The organism is Microbulbifer maximicatervae (SeqCode) (genome assembly GCF_052467825.1).
The window spans coordinates 961,457-978,176 of sequence record NZ_CP174327.1 but is presented as its reverse complement, the minus strand read 5'-3'; the positions used below and the strand labels follow the sequence as shown (position 1 = coordinate 978,176).

Annotated in this window: 17 protein-coding genes; 2 read left to right on the top strand and 15 right to left on the bottom strand. The window is 47.2% G+C overall.

Going from position 1 to position 16,720, the window contains the following annotated elements; all coding sequences use genetic code 11:
- Window positions 1-4 precede the first annotated feature (4 nt).
- The 12 genes from ACJJII_RS04305 to ACJJII_RS04250 all read right to left on the bottom strand — a co-directional run bounded on the left by ACJJII_RS04305 (window position 5) and on the right by ACJJII_RS04250 (window position 10,433).
- Window positions 5-367, bottom strand: a complete 363-nt coding sequence (locus ACJJII_RS04305; protein ID WP_444907033.1) for a hypothetical protein — start codon at window positions 365-367, stop codon at window positions 5-7.
- A 93-nt stretch (window positions 368-460) separates the two neighbouring features.
- The gene (locus tag ACJJII_RS04300; RefSeq protein ID WP_444918420.1) at window positions 461-1,261 is read right to left on the bottom strand and encodes an MBL fold metallo-hydrolase; all 801 of its coding nucleotides are present in this window, start codon (window positions 1,259-1,261) and stop codon (window positions 461-463) included.
- Window positions 1,262-1,517: 256 nt separating this feature from the next.
- Window positions 1,518-1,961, bottom strand: coding sequence for a hypothetical protein (locus ACJJII_RS04295; RefSeq protein ID WP_444918419.1), 444 nt, complete (start codon window positions 1,959-1,961; stop codon window positions 1,518-1,520).
- 1,360 nt (window positions 1,962-3,321) lie between these two features.
- On the bottom strand, window positions 3,322-3,735 hold the full coding sequence (locus tag ACJJII_RS04290; protein ID WP_444918418.1) for a hypothetical protein: 414 nt from the start codon (window positions 3,733-3,735) through the stop codon (window positions 3,322-3,324).
- 276 nt (window positions 3,736-4,011) lie between these two features.
- Complete coding sequence (locus tag ACJJII_RS04285) at window positions 4,012-4,170, bottom strand: hypothetical protein (RefSeq protein WP_444918417.1); 159 nt, start codon at window positions 4,168-4,170, stop codon at window positions 4,012-4,014.
- Between the two features lie 267 nt (window positions 4,171-4,437).
- The gene (locus ACJJII_RS04280; RefSeq protein WP_444915334.1) at window positions 4,438-5,079 is read right to left on the bottom strand and encodes a hypothetical protein; all 642 of its coding nucleotides are present in this window, start codon (window positions 5,077-5,079) and stop codon (window positions 4,438-4,440) included.
- Window positions 5,080-5,176: 97 nt separating this feature from the next.
- Entirely contained in the window at window positions 5,177-5,542 is a 366-nt protein-coding gene (locus tag ACJJII_RS04275; RefSeq protein ID WP_444918416.1) for a hypothetical protein, read from the bottom strand.
- Between the two features lie 18 nt (window positions 5,543-5,560).
- Complete coding sequence (locus ACJJII_RS04270) at window positions 5,561-6,043, bottom strand: hypothetical protein (RefSeq protein ID WP_444918415.1); 483 nt, start codon at window positions 6,041-6,043, stop codon at window positions 5,561-5,563.
- Between the two features lie 35 nt (window positions 6,044-6,078).
- Entirely contained in the window at window positions 6,079-6,543 is a 465-nt protein-coding gene (locus ACJJII_RS04265; RefSeq protein ID WP_444918414.1) for a hypothetical protein, read from the bottom strand.
- A 106-nt stretch (window positions 6,544-6,649) separates the two neighbouring features.
- Window positions 6,650-6,886, bottom strand: coding sequence for a hypothetical protein (locus ACJJII_RS04260; RefSeq protein WP_444918413.1), 237 nt, complete (start codon window positions 6,884-6,886; stop codon window positions 6,650-6,652).
- A 680-nt stretch (window positions 6,887-7,566) separates the two neighbouring features.
- On the bottom strand, window positions 7,567-9,819 hold the full coding sequence (gene ptsP, locus ACJJII_RS04255) for a phosphoenolpyruvate--protein phosphotransferase (protein WP_444918412.1): 2,253 nt from the start codon (window positions 9,817-9,819) through the stop codon (window positions 7,567-7,569).
- Window positions 9,820-9,926: 107 nt separating this feature from the next.
- Window positions 9,927-10,433, bottom strand: a complete 507-nt coding sequence (locus ACJJII_RS04250) for an RNA pyrophosphohydrolase (RefSeq protein WP_444919256.1) — start codon at window positions 10,431-10,433, stop codon at window positions 9,927-9,929.
- Between the two features lie 338 nt (window positions 10,434-10,771).
- Here ACJJII_RS04250 and ACJJII_RS04245 point away from each other — a divergent pair, with 338 nt between their 5' ends.
- On the top strand, window positions 10,772-11,440 hold the full coding sequence (locus ACJJII_RS04245) for a histidinol-phosphatase (RefSeq protein WP_444919255.1): 669 nt from the start codon (window positions 10,772-10,774) through the stop codon (window positions 11,438-11,440).
- A 42-nt stretch (window positions 11,441-11,482) separates the two neighbouring features.
- Entirely contained in the window at window positions 11,483-12,667 is a 1,185-nt protein-coding gene (locus ACJJII_RS04240) for an imelysin family protein (RefSeq protein WP_413663580.1), read from the top strand.
- Window positions 12,668-12,735: 68 nt separating this feature from the next.
- Here ACJJII_RS04240 and mepK read toward each other — a convergent pair whose 3' ends face one another.
- The 3 genes from mepK to ACJJII_RS04225 all read right to left on the bottom strand — a co-directional run bounded on the left by mepK (window position 12,736) and on the right by ACJJII_RS04225 (window position 16,587).
- The gene (gene mepK, locus ACJJII_RS04235) at window positions 12,736-13,269 is read right to left on the bottom strand and encodes a peptidoglycan L,D-endopeptidase MepK (protein ID WP_282930973.1); all 534 of its coding nucleotides are present in this window, start codon (window positions 13,267-13,269) and stop codon (window positions 12,736-12,738) included.
- Window positions 13,270-14,128: 859 nt separating this feature from the next.
- Window positions 14,129-15,307, bottom strand: coding sequence for a L,D-transpeptidase family protein (locus tag ACJJII_RS04230; RefSeq protein WP_444918411.1), 1,179 nt, complete (start codon window positions 15,305-15,307; stop codon window positions 14,129-14,131).
- A gap of 56 nt (window positions 15,308-15,363) precedes the next feature.
- On the bottom strand, window positions 15,364-16,587 hold the full coding sequence (locus tag ACJJII_RS04225; protein ID WP_444918410.1) for a L,D-transpeptidase family protein: 1,224 nt from the start codon (window positions 16,585-16,587) through the stop codon (window positions 15,364-15,366).
- Window positions 16,588-16,720: the final 133 nt, after the last annotated feature.

Sequence of the window (16,720 nt, the reverse complement as noted above, 5' to 3'; positions counted from 1 at the left end):
ACGTCTATTCACTTGATGGTACCACTTGATAAATACCTGCCTCATCTAGTAAAACGCCATTGGACATCATATAAGCAAAAATTAACATAGATAAGATAACTACAGCTAAATGAACCTTCGTTGCTGAATTGGCGTACTTAGAAAGATAACCCAGGCCATTCTTTTGGCCTGAAGTGGCTGCAATGGCGAATGGTAATAATACAACTATTGCTAGTCCAGCTAAAAAGAAGTACGAAAGATATTCCTCATAATAAGGGAACCATGACTCATAGAAAGCTGTAAAAGTAAGGTAATATGCAGCAAGTGCAAGTAGGAGTGTGATGGTAAAAATCAATAGTTTCTTTAAATCAAATACCAAGACTTTCAATAGAGCGTAGGCTCCTGTAGTTAACAAGTTTTACAGTGAAGGGTTCTTCCTCAGAAGAATAATAACAAAAGATGGGTGCTAAAGCTCACCCTATCAATGAGCTTGTTGCAAACTCTCTTCATTATCTATCACGGAGATTGTTCTCTCTATGAATCTTTTGTAAGCCTTTTCAGGTATAAATGTGGCTTTATCGATCGCGTTGAATTTCTGTAAAATACTCTTTAATTGTGTATCCGCCATTATTTTCTCTAGATCTGATTCCTTATGATAAAGTTCTCGAACTCTATTTATCCATGCAAAAGTATTTTCTCTAAATTCAATTAGAGATGATTTATTGGCAGTAACACCATGCCCGGGTATGATTAAGCTTTGATCATCACCCATATTTAAAATAGTATCAACTGCGCTGCTGAAGCCTTTAACTCCACCAGCATAAAATGTGGGATGCCAGCTAGTATCGAAAATATCACCAACAAATATTGCGTTACTCTCCTTATGATAAAATATATTGTCAATCGATGAATGAGACTCAACTTTAATATGAGTAAACCCTTTCAGGGGAATGTCACCCTCTATTAGCTTCCCACCTTTATTTTCAAAATACTTATTGCCTCCAGTGTGATCAGAGTGTGCATGTGTATTTAAGATAAAAATAACAGGCTTATCGTAGATCGACTGAATTACTTGGTCTAATTCACTCAGATGATTATCTCCCGGCATCGGATCAATTAATATCAAGCCATTTTCTGCAGCTATTAAACCGATATTAGTGCCATATTCCTTTCCACTTAAGATATATAGTTGTTCAGATATTTTCATCTTAACTATGCTTGATGAAGCAGTGGTGCTGATGAGTATGAATATTATTGAAAGCAGAATTTTAAAAACATTCAAAGCTAATCCTTTTGCATTTTAATTAAATTTCATCGATATGTTAAACACCGTAAGACGTGACTATCAACATATCGTGAGCTTTAATTTCAAAATTTTCCTTACCTTACGTAATTTAGGTGCACCTTTGTGTTATGGCTAAATCTAACTATATAGGGCGTCTACTAAATGTGGGTAAGTCTTGGATATAACGCCTTTAGTCGCAGACAGAAAATTCGTTAGTCTTTTTGTGTGATCTTGCCCTGATAAAATGGATACACTACTGAAATACCGCGTTAAATTTCTCTTTATCAAGGTGCTTCTCAAATGCTCCTAGCGACTGACCAACCGAGGGCTCAGCCATTAGTTCTTGCATTGCTACTTCTCCAACAACCTTAAATGCTTGATCAAAGGCAGCTGAACCCAGTACTTTTGAAGCCGCCTTAGCTTGACTGGGGCAATCTTCAGTTATAAGCCGGGTAATTAATGCCCCAACATACTCACTTGAATCGCCAATATCTGACTCGGTAACCTTTGAAAAAGGTTTGATCGAGCTATGCGAGGACATGCCAAAAAAAATCCATTTGGCCAAATTTTTCCTTTCTTTACCGTTCATTGAGTCTGTGAGGCATATACTAAGCTGCTGCGCCTCTTGGCTGGCATATGCCGCACCAGTAGCGATGAGGGATGAGGACAATACTATTGCTTTAATAATTTTATTCACTATTAACTTCTCCACTTGAATTCTACGACCTAACGTTTTTATTTGCGAAACAGCGTCAGCTGGTTCCGCAACCTAAACTTGGTACGCCCAACATGGTTGCGGACTAATGGGGTGAAAGTCCTCTGCAGAAAGATCACCATTTAATGGGCTCCATTAAATGCTAACTACTAGCGAATGGCAACTGAAACACCGTGAGGTCTTGTGGTGAGGAAGCCGCTGGCAAAGCTATGAGCTGATGAACAAAAACATAATATAGAGCTTAGCCTGGAGGCGAGGTAGCTAAGGATACCGAAGCCAAGTAACCTAATGGGCAGAGTAAATGATGCAGTATATTGTGTAAGTTCACGTTCATATCTGGGGAGAGCTGTGACACTCAACTCAGATGAAGATCTGCTTGATACTATCATTGGTAAGAGATTCATCACGGATAGGGAACCGCCCATTGCGGACTCGCACGATGGGTGGTGTGGGGGCTGGTAGCTAGAAACTACCGGCTACCCGATTTAGGTGTCACCACCTTCAACATATATGACTTTAGTGTTGCAGCCTTTAATATTTGAGCCTTTAACGTATGTCGTTGTTTCAACGAATTTAGATGCTGATCGATAGAATAGTGCACAGCGGTCAGTGGCTGTACTTGTGTCAATATTTACAGGCTTTGAGCTTTCAAGGTCAAAAGAGACATAAACTTCACAGGGGCCAAATGAGAGTATGTCTACACCTGCAGCAGTCTTGCTAGGGTAGATCTGTTTTCCTGGGATTAGTATTGCGTTGTCGCAAGAGGTATTAGCCATTAACGGCGTGCATAAAACTAGAAGAGTTACAATGAGACATCTCATGGCAAGAAGCGCCTAACGCCTTTGGCAGTAGCGCACGAAGTGCGCCTGGGATGCGTAGCAGCCGTACTGCCTAAACTGGTTATGCATTTTTTGCCTTTATATGTGACAAGCCGAACAAAAGACCAATAATCAAAAATATCAGATGCATGTTCCAGGGCCAGACAAAGTAATTATATAAGCTTGGCGGCCGATGGCTGAATACAAGCATATAGAGAACTACAGCCAAAGGCCCAGATAGGGTACAAAAAAGTACCGCCCATCCCTTTAGATTGAATTTACTTGAAATCCAAATAATTGGAGAGCCAACTAGCAATAGATATATCGCTACGATAGCCAAGGAGAGCAGCCAAGCCTCTATGCTGTCAGAAGCCCAAAACCATCCCAGCTGTAGCCAAGCAATGCACTGAAACATTACAAAGCCAACCGTTCCCAATAGCAGAACGTGCTTAATGTAGTAGATGATAAGTGCCTTCATGTTCCTATACATAACGTCCCAGCCAGCTGGCGCCTTGAATGGCTTGTTATAAGTTTTTATCTCTTAGCTGTTTTAATATATCTCGGCGATAGTGTTCCGCGTGATCTACTGTATAAGAGCAATGGCTATAGCTGGTATATTTTTTTTCATTTTTTCCACAAACTAAGTATTTACTACCTATCGTTGGATATTGGTCACAAGACGAACCAATCATATGCTCAATCTTAAGCCCTTTTACTTTACCAGGATCGCCTTGAAATACTTCAATCGGGGCACCAAATTTTCCCTTTATTTCGCCTCCTGACTCATCAGATTCTTTATATTCTGCTTTTACTAACCGAGCGATAAACAAAGAATCACACGAAGACAAATAATCCTCGACTTCAATATTTGAACAAGAGCATGCCATACCCATTTTGGGAAGTATTAATACCAATAGAAATATCAGGACATTCTTCATTTTACACTTACTCATAACGCTAAGCTAACCGGCAGCGAGTGCGAAGCACGCTTTTGGCTGTCCGACTCCGGCCGCTTGCAGCCGGAGTGTAGTTGAGCGCCTTGTTAAGCCTGGCACGAAGCTCGCTATTCACCATGAAACTGTTCCCACGCTTCAGATTCAAGATCACCACAATCTGATACTAAATTTCCAGACTCGTCATATACCTTAAATCTATGTTGAGTACCGCCTATGCTTCTAGAGCCATCAAGCCCCAATAGCAAGGAATAGAAGGTATCAGTAAGAACACCATCTAGGACTGATACCATCAGCTTCTGCTGGTTTGGATTTCTTGATTATGGAAGCCACCTCAGTTTCTTCACTGCCGGAGGTATAAAGTTTCAGGAGATCTTCTTTCTCGATCTTCCAGCGTTTTACAAACTCTTTGGCATCCATACTTTTTCTCTGAGGGCTTAACGAGGGTGTAGAAAAACTCAGCCCTCTTTTCGTATTGTGCTTCTACGTGAAAAATAGCCTACTCATCAGCGAAAGCTAGATCAGAATTCACGTAGAATCACGATTTATGGTTAATATTTGATCACACCTAAGAAAGCAAAGACATAAATTAGTTTTTCTACAGCCTGAACGCCGCCAACACAGGCCGAGCGCAGCGAGGTCCAGCCCAATGCGTTTTTTTGCATTGGGCAATTGTGCTTGGCTTTGTTAGGCATTTTGTAGTTCGGTTAATAATTGGGAAGCTGATATTACATTTGGTTTATAAACTAGACTTTTAGCCTGATTTATAGACCTTTCTAATTTGGCATCCAAGGTTAAAAAGTAATCTGCCTCATTTATCTCTGCACACCACAAGAAATACGCATCTGCAAGCTGATTGTAATTGGCATCCTTTCCTTGTAATGCACCAGAGAATTTCGCTAACTCTAAGAATCTTGGGTGTTTCAGATTATGAAGGAAATTGTGAAATTGCTTGTCGGTAGGCCCTGAATTTAACCAGCTAGGACCCCCTAGAACCGTATTAAATTCAGGCGGCCGCTCCGCGTATTTGATGTCGCTACCATAAAAGAATTCTTTTCTAAATCTTCCCGCCCTACGCACCTCTGAATAGATATTATCAAAATCCATGATCAGAGTGGCACGGAGAGCTTTCAATTTAGATGCCAGCTCTTCCAAACAATCAATTTCCGCCCTCAGTTTTTGGTTTTTTGCTGGTTTCTTGTTAATTGTTTGAATTGGTCCTTTTCTTACCAATGGCTCACCTGGCTTAGCTCCACCAAAATATATATCCATAGTGCGATATGTTGTCGCTGAGTGCTGAATAATATTGCTATCTAGGAATACCTTCATATCTCTACATGCCTAACGCCTCAATAACCCGCAGCTGAAACGCAGCGAAGCGGAGTGTAAGCTGTCGGGCGCCGAAGGCGCGTAGTTCATTGATTTGTTAAACATAATACACCACCAATGCCACTATAACTAAAAGTAACAACAGGTAGATTGGTTTGATCTCAATTGAGCGGACATTCTCTGCCTCAGCCTCTAGCTTCAGTAGTTTTTCGGTATCGCCAATATTGTTTAGGAGCATTCTATTTGAGAATTTCGCAATCCTAATACTCCATTCATTAGGGCCAAGCTCTTCTAAAGAGTCACAAAGGGCAATCAGCTCTCTAGATTCTTGTTCGGGGAGACTCTCAATAACCTCAGAGATCAAATCATGCAATTCGATAATATCCATTGGATGTTTAACGCTTGCCACATGGGCCGAGGTGCGGAGCGCCGAAGGTCCAAGCACACGAAGTGTGCTGAACATGCTGGCACTTGTTAGTTGCTATAGCTCTTTTTCAAATTCTCTGAATACTGAGTTTACTTTGTCCGCCAATTCGTTTGGTAAATATAAACCTCTATAGCACTGGTCTAAAGGTATATAATGTACAAATTTTCCTGGGAGTTTCGGCTCAACAATTTCTTCTATAAATTTAAAAAACTCTCCAGACACCCAATCCGTTTCTTGTTTCCATTCAGATGAATATGTTTCTCCATCGAGTGTAATGCTAATCGTTGCCAGTTTATTTTCGAAATCAACTTCTGAGGTATAGGCTCTTCTGTCGAGTTTTAAGTCATCTCTGAAGGCCAGTTTATACTGATTGAAAATCACCTTGTAGCTGTTGTAGCTTTCAATGGCTTCAGTGTCAAAGTCGATGGCTTTGTCACCTAGATACGCTTTAATAATATTCCATACATGACCTGGACTATCTTTTACTTTTAGTAACCCTGTTTCTTCTAGGGCCTTTATTAAATCTATAGAATCCATATCTTTCCTCTCGTAAATTGGAAACTAACGCCGCGCTAATGGGCGCCGTTTTTTGGCGTCCCAGCAGGCGAAGCCTGCGAATTGAGCGCCTTGTTAAATTTTTTGTACAGGTAATAGCAGGTAACTGCTGAAACTATACCTGACGCAATGTAATACAAACCAACTATTGAGAACATTAGCCATTTCCCCGACAGCATAGATATAACCAGGCCACCACCCACAGCCCCAGCAATAACCACAACTGGCAATGAAAATAGTCGGCTCTTGATTAGGGCAATACCCAGCAGGTAAGCAACTATCACGATGGTTGGCGCCATTACCATAAACAATATTGGCATCCATAAAAATACGGAACTGAAATTGTAATAATGAGTAACAACACCATCAGGTGTAATCGTTTTTCCATAGCCTGAAAAAAAAGCCATTACAACGGTGCTCACAATTGCTGAAATTAGCACCGACTTCAAGAGAGCTCTGTGATTAATGTGAATATGGCTCATAGAAATTTAACGCCGCGATAACGGGCCGCAGCAAGCGTAGCTTGCGGAGGTCCGGCCGCTTGCGCAGCAAGTGGCGTAGTTAATTGCCTTGTTATGTGTTTTTACGCTACTGAGTTTTTTCAAACTTAATTACCCTATAGACTTCATTGTCCGTAACACCACGATAATTACCACCGCTTTGACCGCCCTTGATTTTCTTAAGCTTAAGATCACCAAAATAACAATGATTATAGGTAGGTGTGAACGTCGCCTCCCCACGTAGCTCTTCGCAGCCAGCGTAAACATATGCACCATTATCGGTTAACCGAGTAATCGCTACTTTATATTTTGGTTTCGTTGGCATCTCGTCCCCTACACATAACATTTATATAGTAATCATTCTGACCACTTTTATCATGATTACTATTTCGGAATCAATTTTCCCGATATAACGGAAATTTTAAATAAAAATCATAGGGTTAGATGTATTTGGTGCTAAAGTGCAAACTACAAAAATGATCACTTTGACTACTATCCCGGTTTTTAACTCAACTTATAACTGACTGATTTGTAAAGTATTTTTACACATTCTATGTGAAGCTCAAAAATAACGGTCAAAATGATCATAATTACCTGAGCTGGCACTCACTAACTTGTCGGAATTATCGGAAATTTAGAAGTGTGATGAGGCCAAGGCTTCAGGATTGAGTGTTGTGGAGGGTTAGATATTTTTTGGTTTGAGTGTACTAATTGAGTATCACGTGTATTTAGTAGTTATTTGTTTTTTTCTTTTGGTGGGGGATATTCTGCTATGCCATTGGCACGCTTAGAAATAAAGTGAGCTTGCCATTTCTGAAAAGTAGCTTAAGGATTAGGAAACATTGAGAAGCTATTTAGTGGGTCAGAATAATGTTGAGCAATATAGCTCTTCATTAGTCGCTTGGGCAAATATCTTACTGTTGCGAGGGACTAACGGTCTGGTTGTTAGCTATTGAGCGCAGGCTTTATAAAATCGGGTAAATTTAGATTTAAATACCTCATCATTTACGGCTGCAAAGACACCTTCAACCCCGCCTCATTAAGAAACCCTTTCACGGTACTTTCAATTTGCTCAGGGCTATTCATTTGCAATACCTGTTGCAGGAGCTGCTCAATATCAGCTCGGCTAACGGCGCGCAGTGTAGCTTTTATTCGCGGTAAGTTAGTGGCGTTCATCGATAGCATATCGTAGCCCATGGCTACTAATAACAATGCACCGCTAGGTTCTCCTGCTAGTTCTCCACAGATCCCCACTTTGGTACCAACGGCATGGGCTGCCGTTACGATTTCCTGCAAAGCGCGCAGTACCGCTGGGTGCAGGGCGTGGTAAATATTGGCTACGCGGCTGTTATTGCGGTCCACCGCCAGGAGATATTGGGTGAGGTCATTACTGCCTACCGATATAAAGTCTGCATGTACGGCGAGTTCCCGCACTTGGTAGACGGCGGAGGGTACCTCTACCATTACCCCGAGTGGGGGCATAACAATTTCGTACCCTTCTTCAAGCAGCTCCCGGTAGGCTCTTTCCACCAGTTTGCGCGCGGCTTCGAGCTCGTTCAGGCCGCTGATCATGGGGAGCATAATCCGTAGGTTATTTAGCCCCAGGCTGGCTTTCATCATGGCACGCACTTGCGCCAGGAATATTTCCGGGTGGTCGAGAGTTACGCGAATACCGCGCCATCCCAGGAAGGGATTGGTTTCCTCGATAGGGAAATAGGCCAGTGCTTTATCGCCGCCGATATCCAAGGTGCGCATGGTGACGGGCAGGGGGGCAAAGGCTTCCAGTTGCTCCCGGTAAATTTCCCGCTGCTCTTCCTCGGAGGGGAAACGGTCTCGCAATAGAAAAGGTACTTCGGTACGGAAAAGTCCTACTCCTTCAGCGCCGCGCTCCAGGGAGCGAACAACATCGGCCATCAGCCCGGTATTTACCATCAGGCGAATGCGATGGCCATCGGAGGTGATTGCCGGGAGTTGAGCCAGGTGGTCCAGGTTGCGGGCCAGTTGCTGCTCTTCTGCAACAATATCGTCGTAGCGGCGCTTGAGTTCTGCGCCGGGGTGAATATGCAAATCGCCCCGGTAGCCATCTACCACCATATCGACACCGTCGATGGTTTCGTAGGGCAGGTCCTGGACTCCCATTACAGCGGGCAGTCCCATGGCTCGGGCAATAATAGCCACATGGCTGTTGGAGGAGCCTTTAACCGATACGGCTCCGATCAGCTTTTCCCTGGGTACTTCTGCCAATACCGCTGCGGTTAGCTCTTCGCCGATCAGGATGGTGTTATCGGGGAAGTCCCGGTCGCTCTGTTGCTGTTGTCGCAGGTGCATCAGCACTCGAGCGCCCAGGTCGCGAACATCGGCGGCCCTATCGCGAAAGTAGGAGTCGGACATGGCTTCAAAGCGCCGCACATGTTCCAACATAACTTCGGCCCAGGCCCGCTGGGCACTGAGTTGTTGTTGGATGCGATCGCATACCTCGACGGCGAGGGAGCTGTCATCCAACATGCTGATGTAAGCATCGAATAGCGCCCGTTCCTCGGGGCTGAGGTCGCTCTTCAGGCTCTCACCGACTTCGCGAATTTCTTCTTGGGCGGCTGTCAGGGCCTGTTGAAACAGGGCCAGTTCAGTGTCCACATCCTCGCATTCGGAGTAGGGCACTGTGCCGAGATTCGCATGCGGGGTGACAATATGTACCCGCCCGATAGCCACACCGGGGGACGCGGCAATGCCAGAGAAGTGAGTTTCCCGTTGTTGCTTGCCAATACAGGCGAGAAGACCGGTAGCTTCGGCGTGAGCGATAACGCCGGCGAGCTGCGCTGAAAGTGTGACCAGGAAAGCTTCCTCCCACTCGTCGAATCGGCGCTTCTCTTCTTGCTGCACAACCAGGACACCCAGTACGGCGCGGTGGTGAATAATCGGTGTGCCGAGAAAGGCGCTGAAGCGCTCTTCTCCTGTAGAGGGGAAATATTGGAAGGCGGGGTGGGCTTCGGCCCTTTCCAGGTTAATCGGCTCTTCGCGGGTAACTACATTGCCCACCAGTCCCTCGCCGGGGGCCAGGTGGACCTGGCCAACCGCTTTGGGGTTGAGGCCATCGGTGGCCATCAGGACATAGTTGCCGTGTTGCTTGTCGCGCAAGTATACGGAGCAGACGCGGGTGTGCATGATTTCCCGCACGCGATGCACAATGATTTCGAGCACCGCGGTGAGGTTCCGGGCGGCATTTACTTCCTGAACGATACTGCGCAGAGATCCGAGCAATGGCCTGTCCTCGCCAATCAACGGAGAAATTCGATGGCCCCGGAAAGTAGAATTTCGATGCTGATCGGGGCCATTTGTGAAGATACGCTGCTAACTACCCTGTGCGGTCAGCTGTCCTGTCCGCGCAGCCAGCGTCTCTCCAGCTGTATTTGTTGTGGGGCCAGCTCGGTCAGTGCACGCCGGTATACTTCACGCTTAAAGGTCACCACTTTACTCAGTGGGTGCCAGTAGCTTACCCAGCGCCAGTGGTCGAATTCAGGTTTGTAACCATTGTCGAAGCTGATAGAGGCCTCTTCTGCATCGAGCCTCAGCAGGTACCACTTTTGCTTTTGCCCGATGCACAGTGGTTCGGAGCGACGTCGAATCAGCCTTTGAGGCAGGCGATAACGCAGCCAGCCTCGAGTACAGGCAATCATACTGACTTGATCGCGAGTAAGGCCTACTTCTTCGTACAGTTCCCTATATAGCGCCTGTTCAGGGGTTTCGCCCGGATTAATACCACCCTGGGGAAATTGCCAGGCGTCCTTGCCACCTACCCGCCGCGCCCACAGTGCCTGACCGCGGGCGTTGAGCACGATAATACCGACATTGGGGCGGAACCCCTCGGCATCGATATTGCTGCTGCTCTCGCCACTCGTGCCCCGGTTCTTGTTACCGGCCGGAGCTTTATCATTGCGATTCGAATGCTTGGCGGGCTTACGGCGGTTCTTTCGTCCGGCCTGTGCCGGCTTGCCGTCGCCCAAAATACCATCCTCAATACTGTTGTGTGCGGCCGTGCGCTGCACTTACTTGTTCTGCATTGTTCCACAGCGGGGGGTTTACAGCAATTCAGTGACGCAGTCCGTGTGCTGTCGTGCGGCGCAAGGTAAAATTAGCGGCCGCGCAGGGGACGTTTCCGGCTTCCTGGCGGTCAAATGCTTATGGGGAACCTATAGTTATGGGAGAGTCGACGGTGCACTTGGCAATCTTTGATCTGGATAACACGCTGATAGGTGGTGATAGCGATCATGCCTGGGGCGAATTTCTGGTGGAGCGTGAACATGTCGACGGGACCCGTTACCGCTCGGCTAACGATCGCTTTTATCAAGATTACCAGCGCGGTGAATTGGATATTTTTGCCTACCTGGAATTTGCCTTGGAGCCCCTGGCTCAGCTTTCCCGTGGCCAATTGGATAACTTGCAAAGCGAGTTTATGCAGGAAGTTATCAGTGAATTGTGGCTGCCTCGGGCCCAGGAGCTGATCGGCGAACACCGCCGCAAAGGCCACCACATCATGATTATCACTGCGACCAATCGTTTTGTGGTTGAGCCCATTGCCTCGCGCCTCGGTGTCGACACCTTGCTGGCCACTGAGCCAGAGGAAGATGAGGGGCGGTTCACCGGGAAGGTCGTTGGTGAACCCTGTTACCAGGGGGGGAAAGTTGTCCGGTTGCGCCAATGGCTGGCCCACAACCCGGAATACGCCAACAGTGAAAAGTGGTTCTACAGTGACTCCATCAATGATCTGCCCTTACTGGGCGAAGTTGAGCACCCAATTGCGGTGGACCCGGATGATCGCCTGCGCGCAGAAGCTAAGGCTCGCGGCTGGCCGGTGATCAGTTTGCGGGAAGAGAGTGAGTAGGTGCTTGCCAGTATTTGTGAAATGCACAAGATGGGGAATTGAGTGAACGGATCTATTATCCAGTACCGGGCCCTGGCTGTTTTAATCGGGGCCCTGGCCGGACTTTCTGCCTGTGAGCAAAAAGCGGTAGAAAAACCGCAGCAGGTATCGCAACAAAGTATTGCGCCGCAACCTGTGAATGAAAAGGCTGCGACCGAGTTATCCCTGGCAATTTGGCAGGCGGGTGAGGCCCAGGTTATCCACGCCCATGCCGCTGTTGAAACGTTGCAGCGTGAAGTGGATGGTCTCCTGGCTCAGCCGAATGAAAATAAGTTGGAAAATGCCAGGCTTGCCTGGCTGGATGCCCACAGGGAATTTGCTGCTGCATTGCCTTATATCCAGTTGGCTTTTTCTTCGGGAGAGTTGCGCAGCCAGGGTAGAAAATTACTGTTATCAGTAGATAGTTGGCCGGCCCAGGCGGGCTACCTGGATACAGTGCCGGGTTATTCTGAGAGCGGTATCGTTAACGATACGGCCATTGATCTGACTTTAACGAACCTGCGCAAGCAGCACCGCCTGACGGCACATGAAGAGGCCAGCACCGGTTTTCACGCCCTGGAAATTATGCTCTGGGGGCCCACCAGCGAGCGGGTTGCGGAGCAGTTTTTAGCTAAGTCCGATGGGGAAAAACCCGAGGCCCTGGCCGTCAATCGGCGCCGTGAACTAACCCGCTTGATCGTTAAAGGTGTGGAAGAGGATATGGCAGGCTTGGCCCGCCGTTGGCCGACGGCAGCCAACAGCCTGTCGCGGCCCTATCTATCCCTTGGACCGGTTGCCCGATTGCAGCAAATCCGTGCATCGCATACCCGGGTGATTGATGAGCAGCTGTTGCGCAGGTTGCCGGAGAGTTCCGAGAGCGATGTGGAAAGTAGCCGTGCTGCGGATTCAAAGCAGGCGATATTGGCAATTATGGCAACTCTCCAGTCAAACTGGATTCCCACCGGTGGGGGCGGCTTGGCGGAGCTGTTGCTGGATCGACATCAGGTGACGGCTTTAGAGCAGGCTTTTGTGGATTTCGAGAGCTTGTTGTTGCAAATGGAAGACCCGATTGAGCTGGCGGAGCTGACCCAATTGGCCCAGGCACGCAAACTTCTGGAACGTATCGCCGGGTTGATGGCAGGTACTACCCAAGTGCCAGTATCCGATCAGGATGTGATGCCGGTTAGCTTACCGGTTGATGGTGAATAAATCTTGCTCTCACAGGCATAACAAAAAACCCGGCGACTGCCGGGTTTTTTGTATCTATTGGGAGGGGATTACCAGCGACGTACGGGGCCAGTATCCACGTGTACGAAGTTACTCTTCGGGTAGTATCCGACACCGCCCGCTTTCAGGTTGAGTGCTGCCTGGCGCAACTTCGACAGGGACACACCCGGCATACGGATATCCAAGGCCATGCCACGTGTGTGGTAACTGCGTTTCGCTACGCCTCGGCCAGCTGCACGCAGCTTGGCATTGGTTTTAGGTGAACGGTATCCAGAGATAATCTCAATGGTGCCGTTGTAATTGAACTTCTCCTTCAGCTTGTAGACGATATCTAGAAGCTTGGGGTCCATTCGGGTCACTTCGTTGGCGCGGTGGTCACGAAGCAATTTGTTGAACTGCTTCAGGCCTCCGCTGCTGTAATCTCCGTTAGTCCAGTAGGCGGCCTCCAGCTTCTCCCCGGTGTGCAGGTTGCGCATTTTCAGGGTGCGGGAGCTACCTACTTTTGCGAAAGTCGGTCCGGCGCTGACGGCCGCCGCAGTTGCGCAGGTCACTGCCAGGAATCGACGTCTGGATGGATTCTTCATAATTCCGCCTCGTCGTTAAATCTCTCGTCGGTTTGCCTTAGTTGGCGCAACCGGGTACGGCGGAAAATGTACAAAAAATAACCAGTTGTTACAAACCTGAAGCTGCTAATTCGGAAATAATTAGATAGCCTGGGTGGTATATTTTTTCTTTTCTGCTACCTGAAATTGGAATTTTTATTGCTGATCAGTCGATAGTGCTGAATAGATTGGAGACAGCGTTGTCATTGCACGCTAATCACTAAAAAATTATTTTTCTGCGACTTATAAGTTTTATCGGGCGGTTTCGTCAGTGTACTTGGGAGCTATCCGATCACCTCTTCGGTCATGAGCTCGATAGCCTTCTTTACTAGTGGCTGGTTTACCCATCTATATACAGAGGACAACCTAAATATATAGAAGATAAGAATTTGTATGTACATGTATATACAGGTAGGTTGGGCGCTGCCAGCGTAGTATTTCTCCGGACATACAGCTGTTTAGGTTATCTGGCAGACTCTGGACCGCCCTATATTTGGGGGGCGTATTGATCTCGATTTCCTGGAGCCCGCCAGTAGCAGCGGGCGATAAAAAGAAACCTGGAAAAATTAGATCCGGCCAGTATTGCTACCACGGTTGTGAATATGGCAAATCTCTAATTTTTTAATGACAAGGATGTAGTTTCCAAATCAAGGCCAGGGTTTAAATAGGAATGTGAGTAGTGCTTTGAAAAATTAAATCAAACTTGCTTAGGTGGTTTGACCGGTGTCTTTCAAGTTCTATTGTTTGGAGAACTTTAGCGTTATAGAGCACTGCCAGCGAAAATGAGAACAGGCAAAATTCTTTAGCGATACTTAATATTTTTCACTTGCCGATAAGCTCCCTAATTTGGATAAGGCAGCTCTTTGTCACGATGATAAATATCAGGGCGGAATTGGGGGCGCCCATCCCTATCTATCCATGCTGTCATATAAACAATGTAAATACGGGGTGATCCCTTAACCTTTACATTCAGGGCATCGTGCCCATTGGCTGCCTGCGCTACCCGAGTCCTGTCCCACCCCTGGTCACGGAGAAGAAAATAAGCTAATTCTTCTGGTGCTTGTAGCCTTACGCATCCGTGACTTAATGCCCGCTGGCGAAGTTTAAACAGGCTTTGAGCTTGGGTGTCATGGAGAAAAATAGCCTGCTTATTGGGGATAACAAATTTCACTTTCCCCAGAGTATTCTCAGGGCCACTCAATTGCCTCAAAGTAGCGTGCCCACCGGCTGCCTTGGCAATAGTCTCCTCTGTAATAGGGGACGATTTACCGCTGCGATATTGCACTACTCGATAACCCCGTTTGTGCATGGCTGTTGGGTTGTGTCGTGCCTTGGGCAAAAGCTCGGTGACAAGAATACTTCGGGGGACTGTCCAGGTTGGGCTGAAAACAATATTGGTTATCCGCGTGCGTAAATTTGGTGTGCGCGTACTGCTTTTTCCCACGACGGTTTTCATATTGAGAGCGACCGAACCATCTTCAATAAGCTGCAATCGATAGTCGGGCACGTTGACGATTACGTAGCGATCATCCTCTGGGAGCTTTAGCTGCTCCCATCGGGATGCATTTAATTCCATTTGCTTAGCGCGTTCTATTGGCGATATAGCCAAGGCTGCAAGTGTGTCTTCATCGGCGATACCGGTAACGTTCAATCCGTGGCGTTCCTGAAAGCGCTCCACTGCAGCTTGGAGCGCACTGTCAAATCTTCGGGGGTCTTTTTGCGGAGCGGAAAGCGGCCCGGGCTGACCGTGATAATCCTTATACATTGCCAGTAAATTACGTAGTTGTAGGACACGAGGGCCTTTGTCTCCGGGCTGTAAAGTTTTCCCCTGGGCAATAGGTCGCCAGTTTTTCGCTAACACTCGGTAGGCCTGAGCGGTATCGCGTAATTGCTGGGTCGAACTGATTGGCTCAATAATGACATCGGTCTGCCCAGTGAATGAGGCATTCAAAGGGCTGGCCGAGGCAATTACGAGGCTTATCAGTGCGGCGATGCCGAGCTGGAATGGGCCTTTTGCCATACTGATAACTCAGTAGTCCCTATAGCTCTTTATCCGCTTCACTCCGCTACCTCCTATTACTGATCCCGGTTATAGATATCCGGCCGAAACTGAAGCTGCCCATTTTCATCGATCCAGGCAGTCCAGTAAGCGATATAAACCGGTAGGGGATTTTTAAGGGCAACGCCATGGGTGCGACCACTTCCCAGCGCGCGATTGATGCGAGCATCACTCCACTTGTTTTGTTGGGCTAACATCATGCGAGCAAACTGCAATGGTTTTTCCAGACGAATACAGCCGTGGCTAAAGGCCCTTTGGGATTTTTTGAATAAGTGCTTGCTATTTGTGTCGTGGAGAAAAATGGCCTGCCGATTGGGGATAACAAATTTCACTCTTCCCAAAGCATTTCCCGGTCCGCCTTTTTGTTGCAGCGAAATCTGCCCTCGACGTACTGCAGCCACATTTCCACGAGTAAAAGGCACCGATCTGCCCCGATGATTCATTAGGCGATAACCTTTTGCCCTGAGGGCGGAACTGCCCTTGGGTAAAAGTTCCCGCAGCGCAATACTGGGCGGGACACGCCATACAGGGTTAAATTCCAGTCGCGTCATACGGGTAGCGATTTGCGGTGTTTTGTGTTTTGGTTTTCCCACAACCACACGCATACGGAACTGCTCTTTATCGCCTTCAATTAGGCGCAAATTAAACTCCGGAACATTCACGATGATATAGCGAGGCCCTAAATCCTTGGGGAGTTGTTTCCAGCGTTCAATATTCGCTGCCAGAATTTTGGCAACTTTATCTGGAGGGGTATTGAGTCGACTCCGGGTTCCCTCATCAACCAGTGCCGTTTGTTTTAATCCGTGACGTTTCTGAAATCGTTTAACGGCCTGCTGCAGTTTTTTGTCGTAGACATCTGCTTTAGAAGTATCTGCTCCGTACTCTTCGGGATGGTGATCACCATAGAGCATTAACAGGCTTCTCAATTGCGCAACCCGGGGACTGCGACTGCCCGGTGCGATAGGTTGTCCAGCACTGAGCGGTTTCCAGTAATTACCTTGTGCCAGGGTTTGATAGCGTGCTAACGCTTCGCTGAGTAGGGAAAATTGCCTGCCCTGAGGTAAAAAAGGATCGCGACTGCCGATCAAGTCAGGTTCGACGGTATCTTTAGCTTCGGCGATTATTTGTGGTGAGTGAATGCCCAGCGATATTGCTATGGCAATCGCAGCGGCACTCGCCCTGAGGGAGGTTAGTTGGTTGCGTGGCAAAAAAGCGCAAAGTGAATTGTTGGCAGCACCCATAAGTCACCCCTGCAAGCACTGAGAAATCAGTGAGATTTATCACTGTGCTCACATTGATAACTTGTGACTGATAGTCTTTAAATAATTTTCAGGAATGGTGCTGCTTAAGAAAGGCTAATTAATGGAATAACAC

What these genes read in the sequence shown, in the direction of transcription:
- ACJJII_RS04275 (WP_444918416.1), bottom strand. Translation starts at nt 5,542, where the DNA reads ATGTTCAGCACACTTCGTGTGCTTGGACCTTCGGCGCTCCGCACCTCG.
- ACJJII_RS04260 (WP_444918413.1), bottom strand. Translation starts at nt 6,886, where the DNA reads ATGCCAACGAAACCAAAATATAAAGTAGCGATTACTCGGTTAACCGAT.
- ACJJII_RS04225 (WP_444918410.1), bottom strand. Translation starts at nt 16,587, where the DNA reads ATGGGTGCTGCCAACAATTCACTTTGCGCTTTTTTGCCACGCAACCAA.
- ACJJII_RS04270 (WP_444918415.1), bottom strand. Translation starts at nt 6,043, where the DNA reads ATGGATTCTATAGATTTAATAAAGGCCCTAGAAGAAACAGGGTTACTA.
- ACJJII_RS04230 (WP_444918411.1), bottom strand. Translation starts at nt 15,307, where the DNA reads ATGGCAAAAGGCCCATTCCAGCTCGGCATCGCCGCACTGATAAGCCTC.
- mepK (WP_282930973.1), bottom strand. Translation starts at nt 13,269, where the DNA reads ATGAAGAATCCATCCAGACGTCGATTCCTGGCAGTGACCTGCGCAACT.
- ACJJII_RS04280 (WP_444915334.1), bottom strand. Translation starts at nt 5,079, where the DNA reads ATGAAGGTATTCCTAGATAGCAATATTATTCAGCACTCAGCGACAACA.
- ACJJII_RS04290 (WP_444918418.1), bottom strand. Translation starts at nt 3,735, where the DNA reads ATGAAGAATGTCCTGATATTTCTATTGGTATTAATACTTCCCAAAATG.
- ACJJII_RS04285 (WP_444918417.1), bottom strand. Translation starts at nt 4,170, where the DNA reads ATGGATGCCAAAGAGTTTGTAAAACGCTGGAAGATCGAGAAAGAAGAT.
- ACJJII_RS04265 (WP_444918414.1), bottom strand. Translation starts at nt 6,543, where the DNA reads ATGAGCCATATTCACATTAATCACAGAGCTCTCTTGAAGTCGGTGCTA.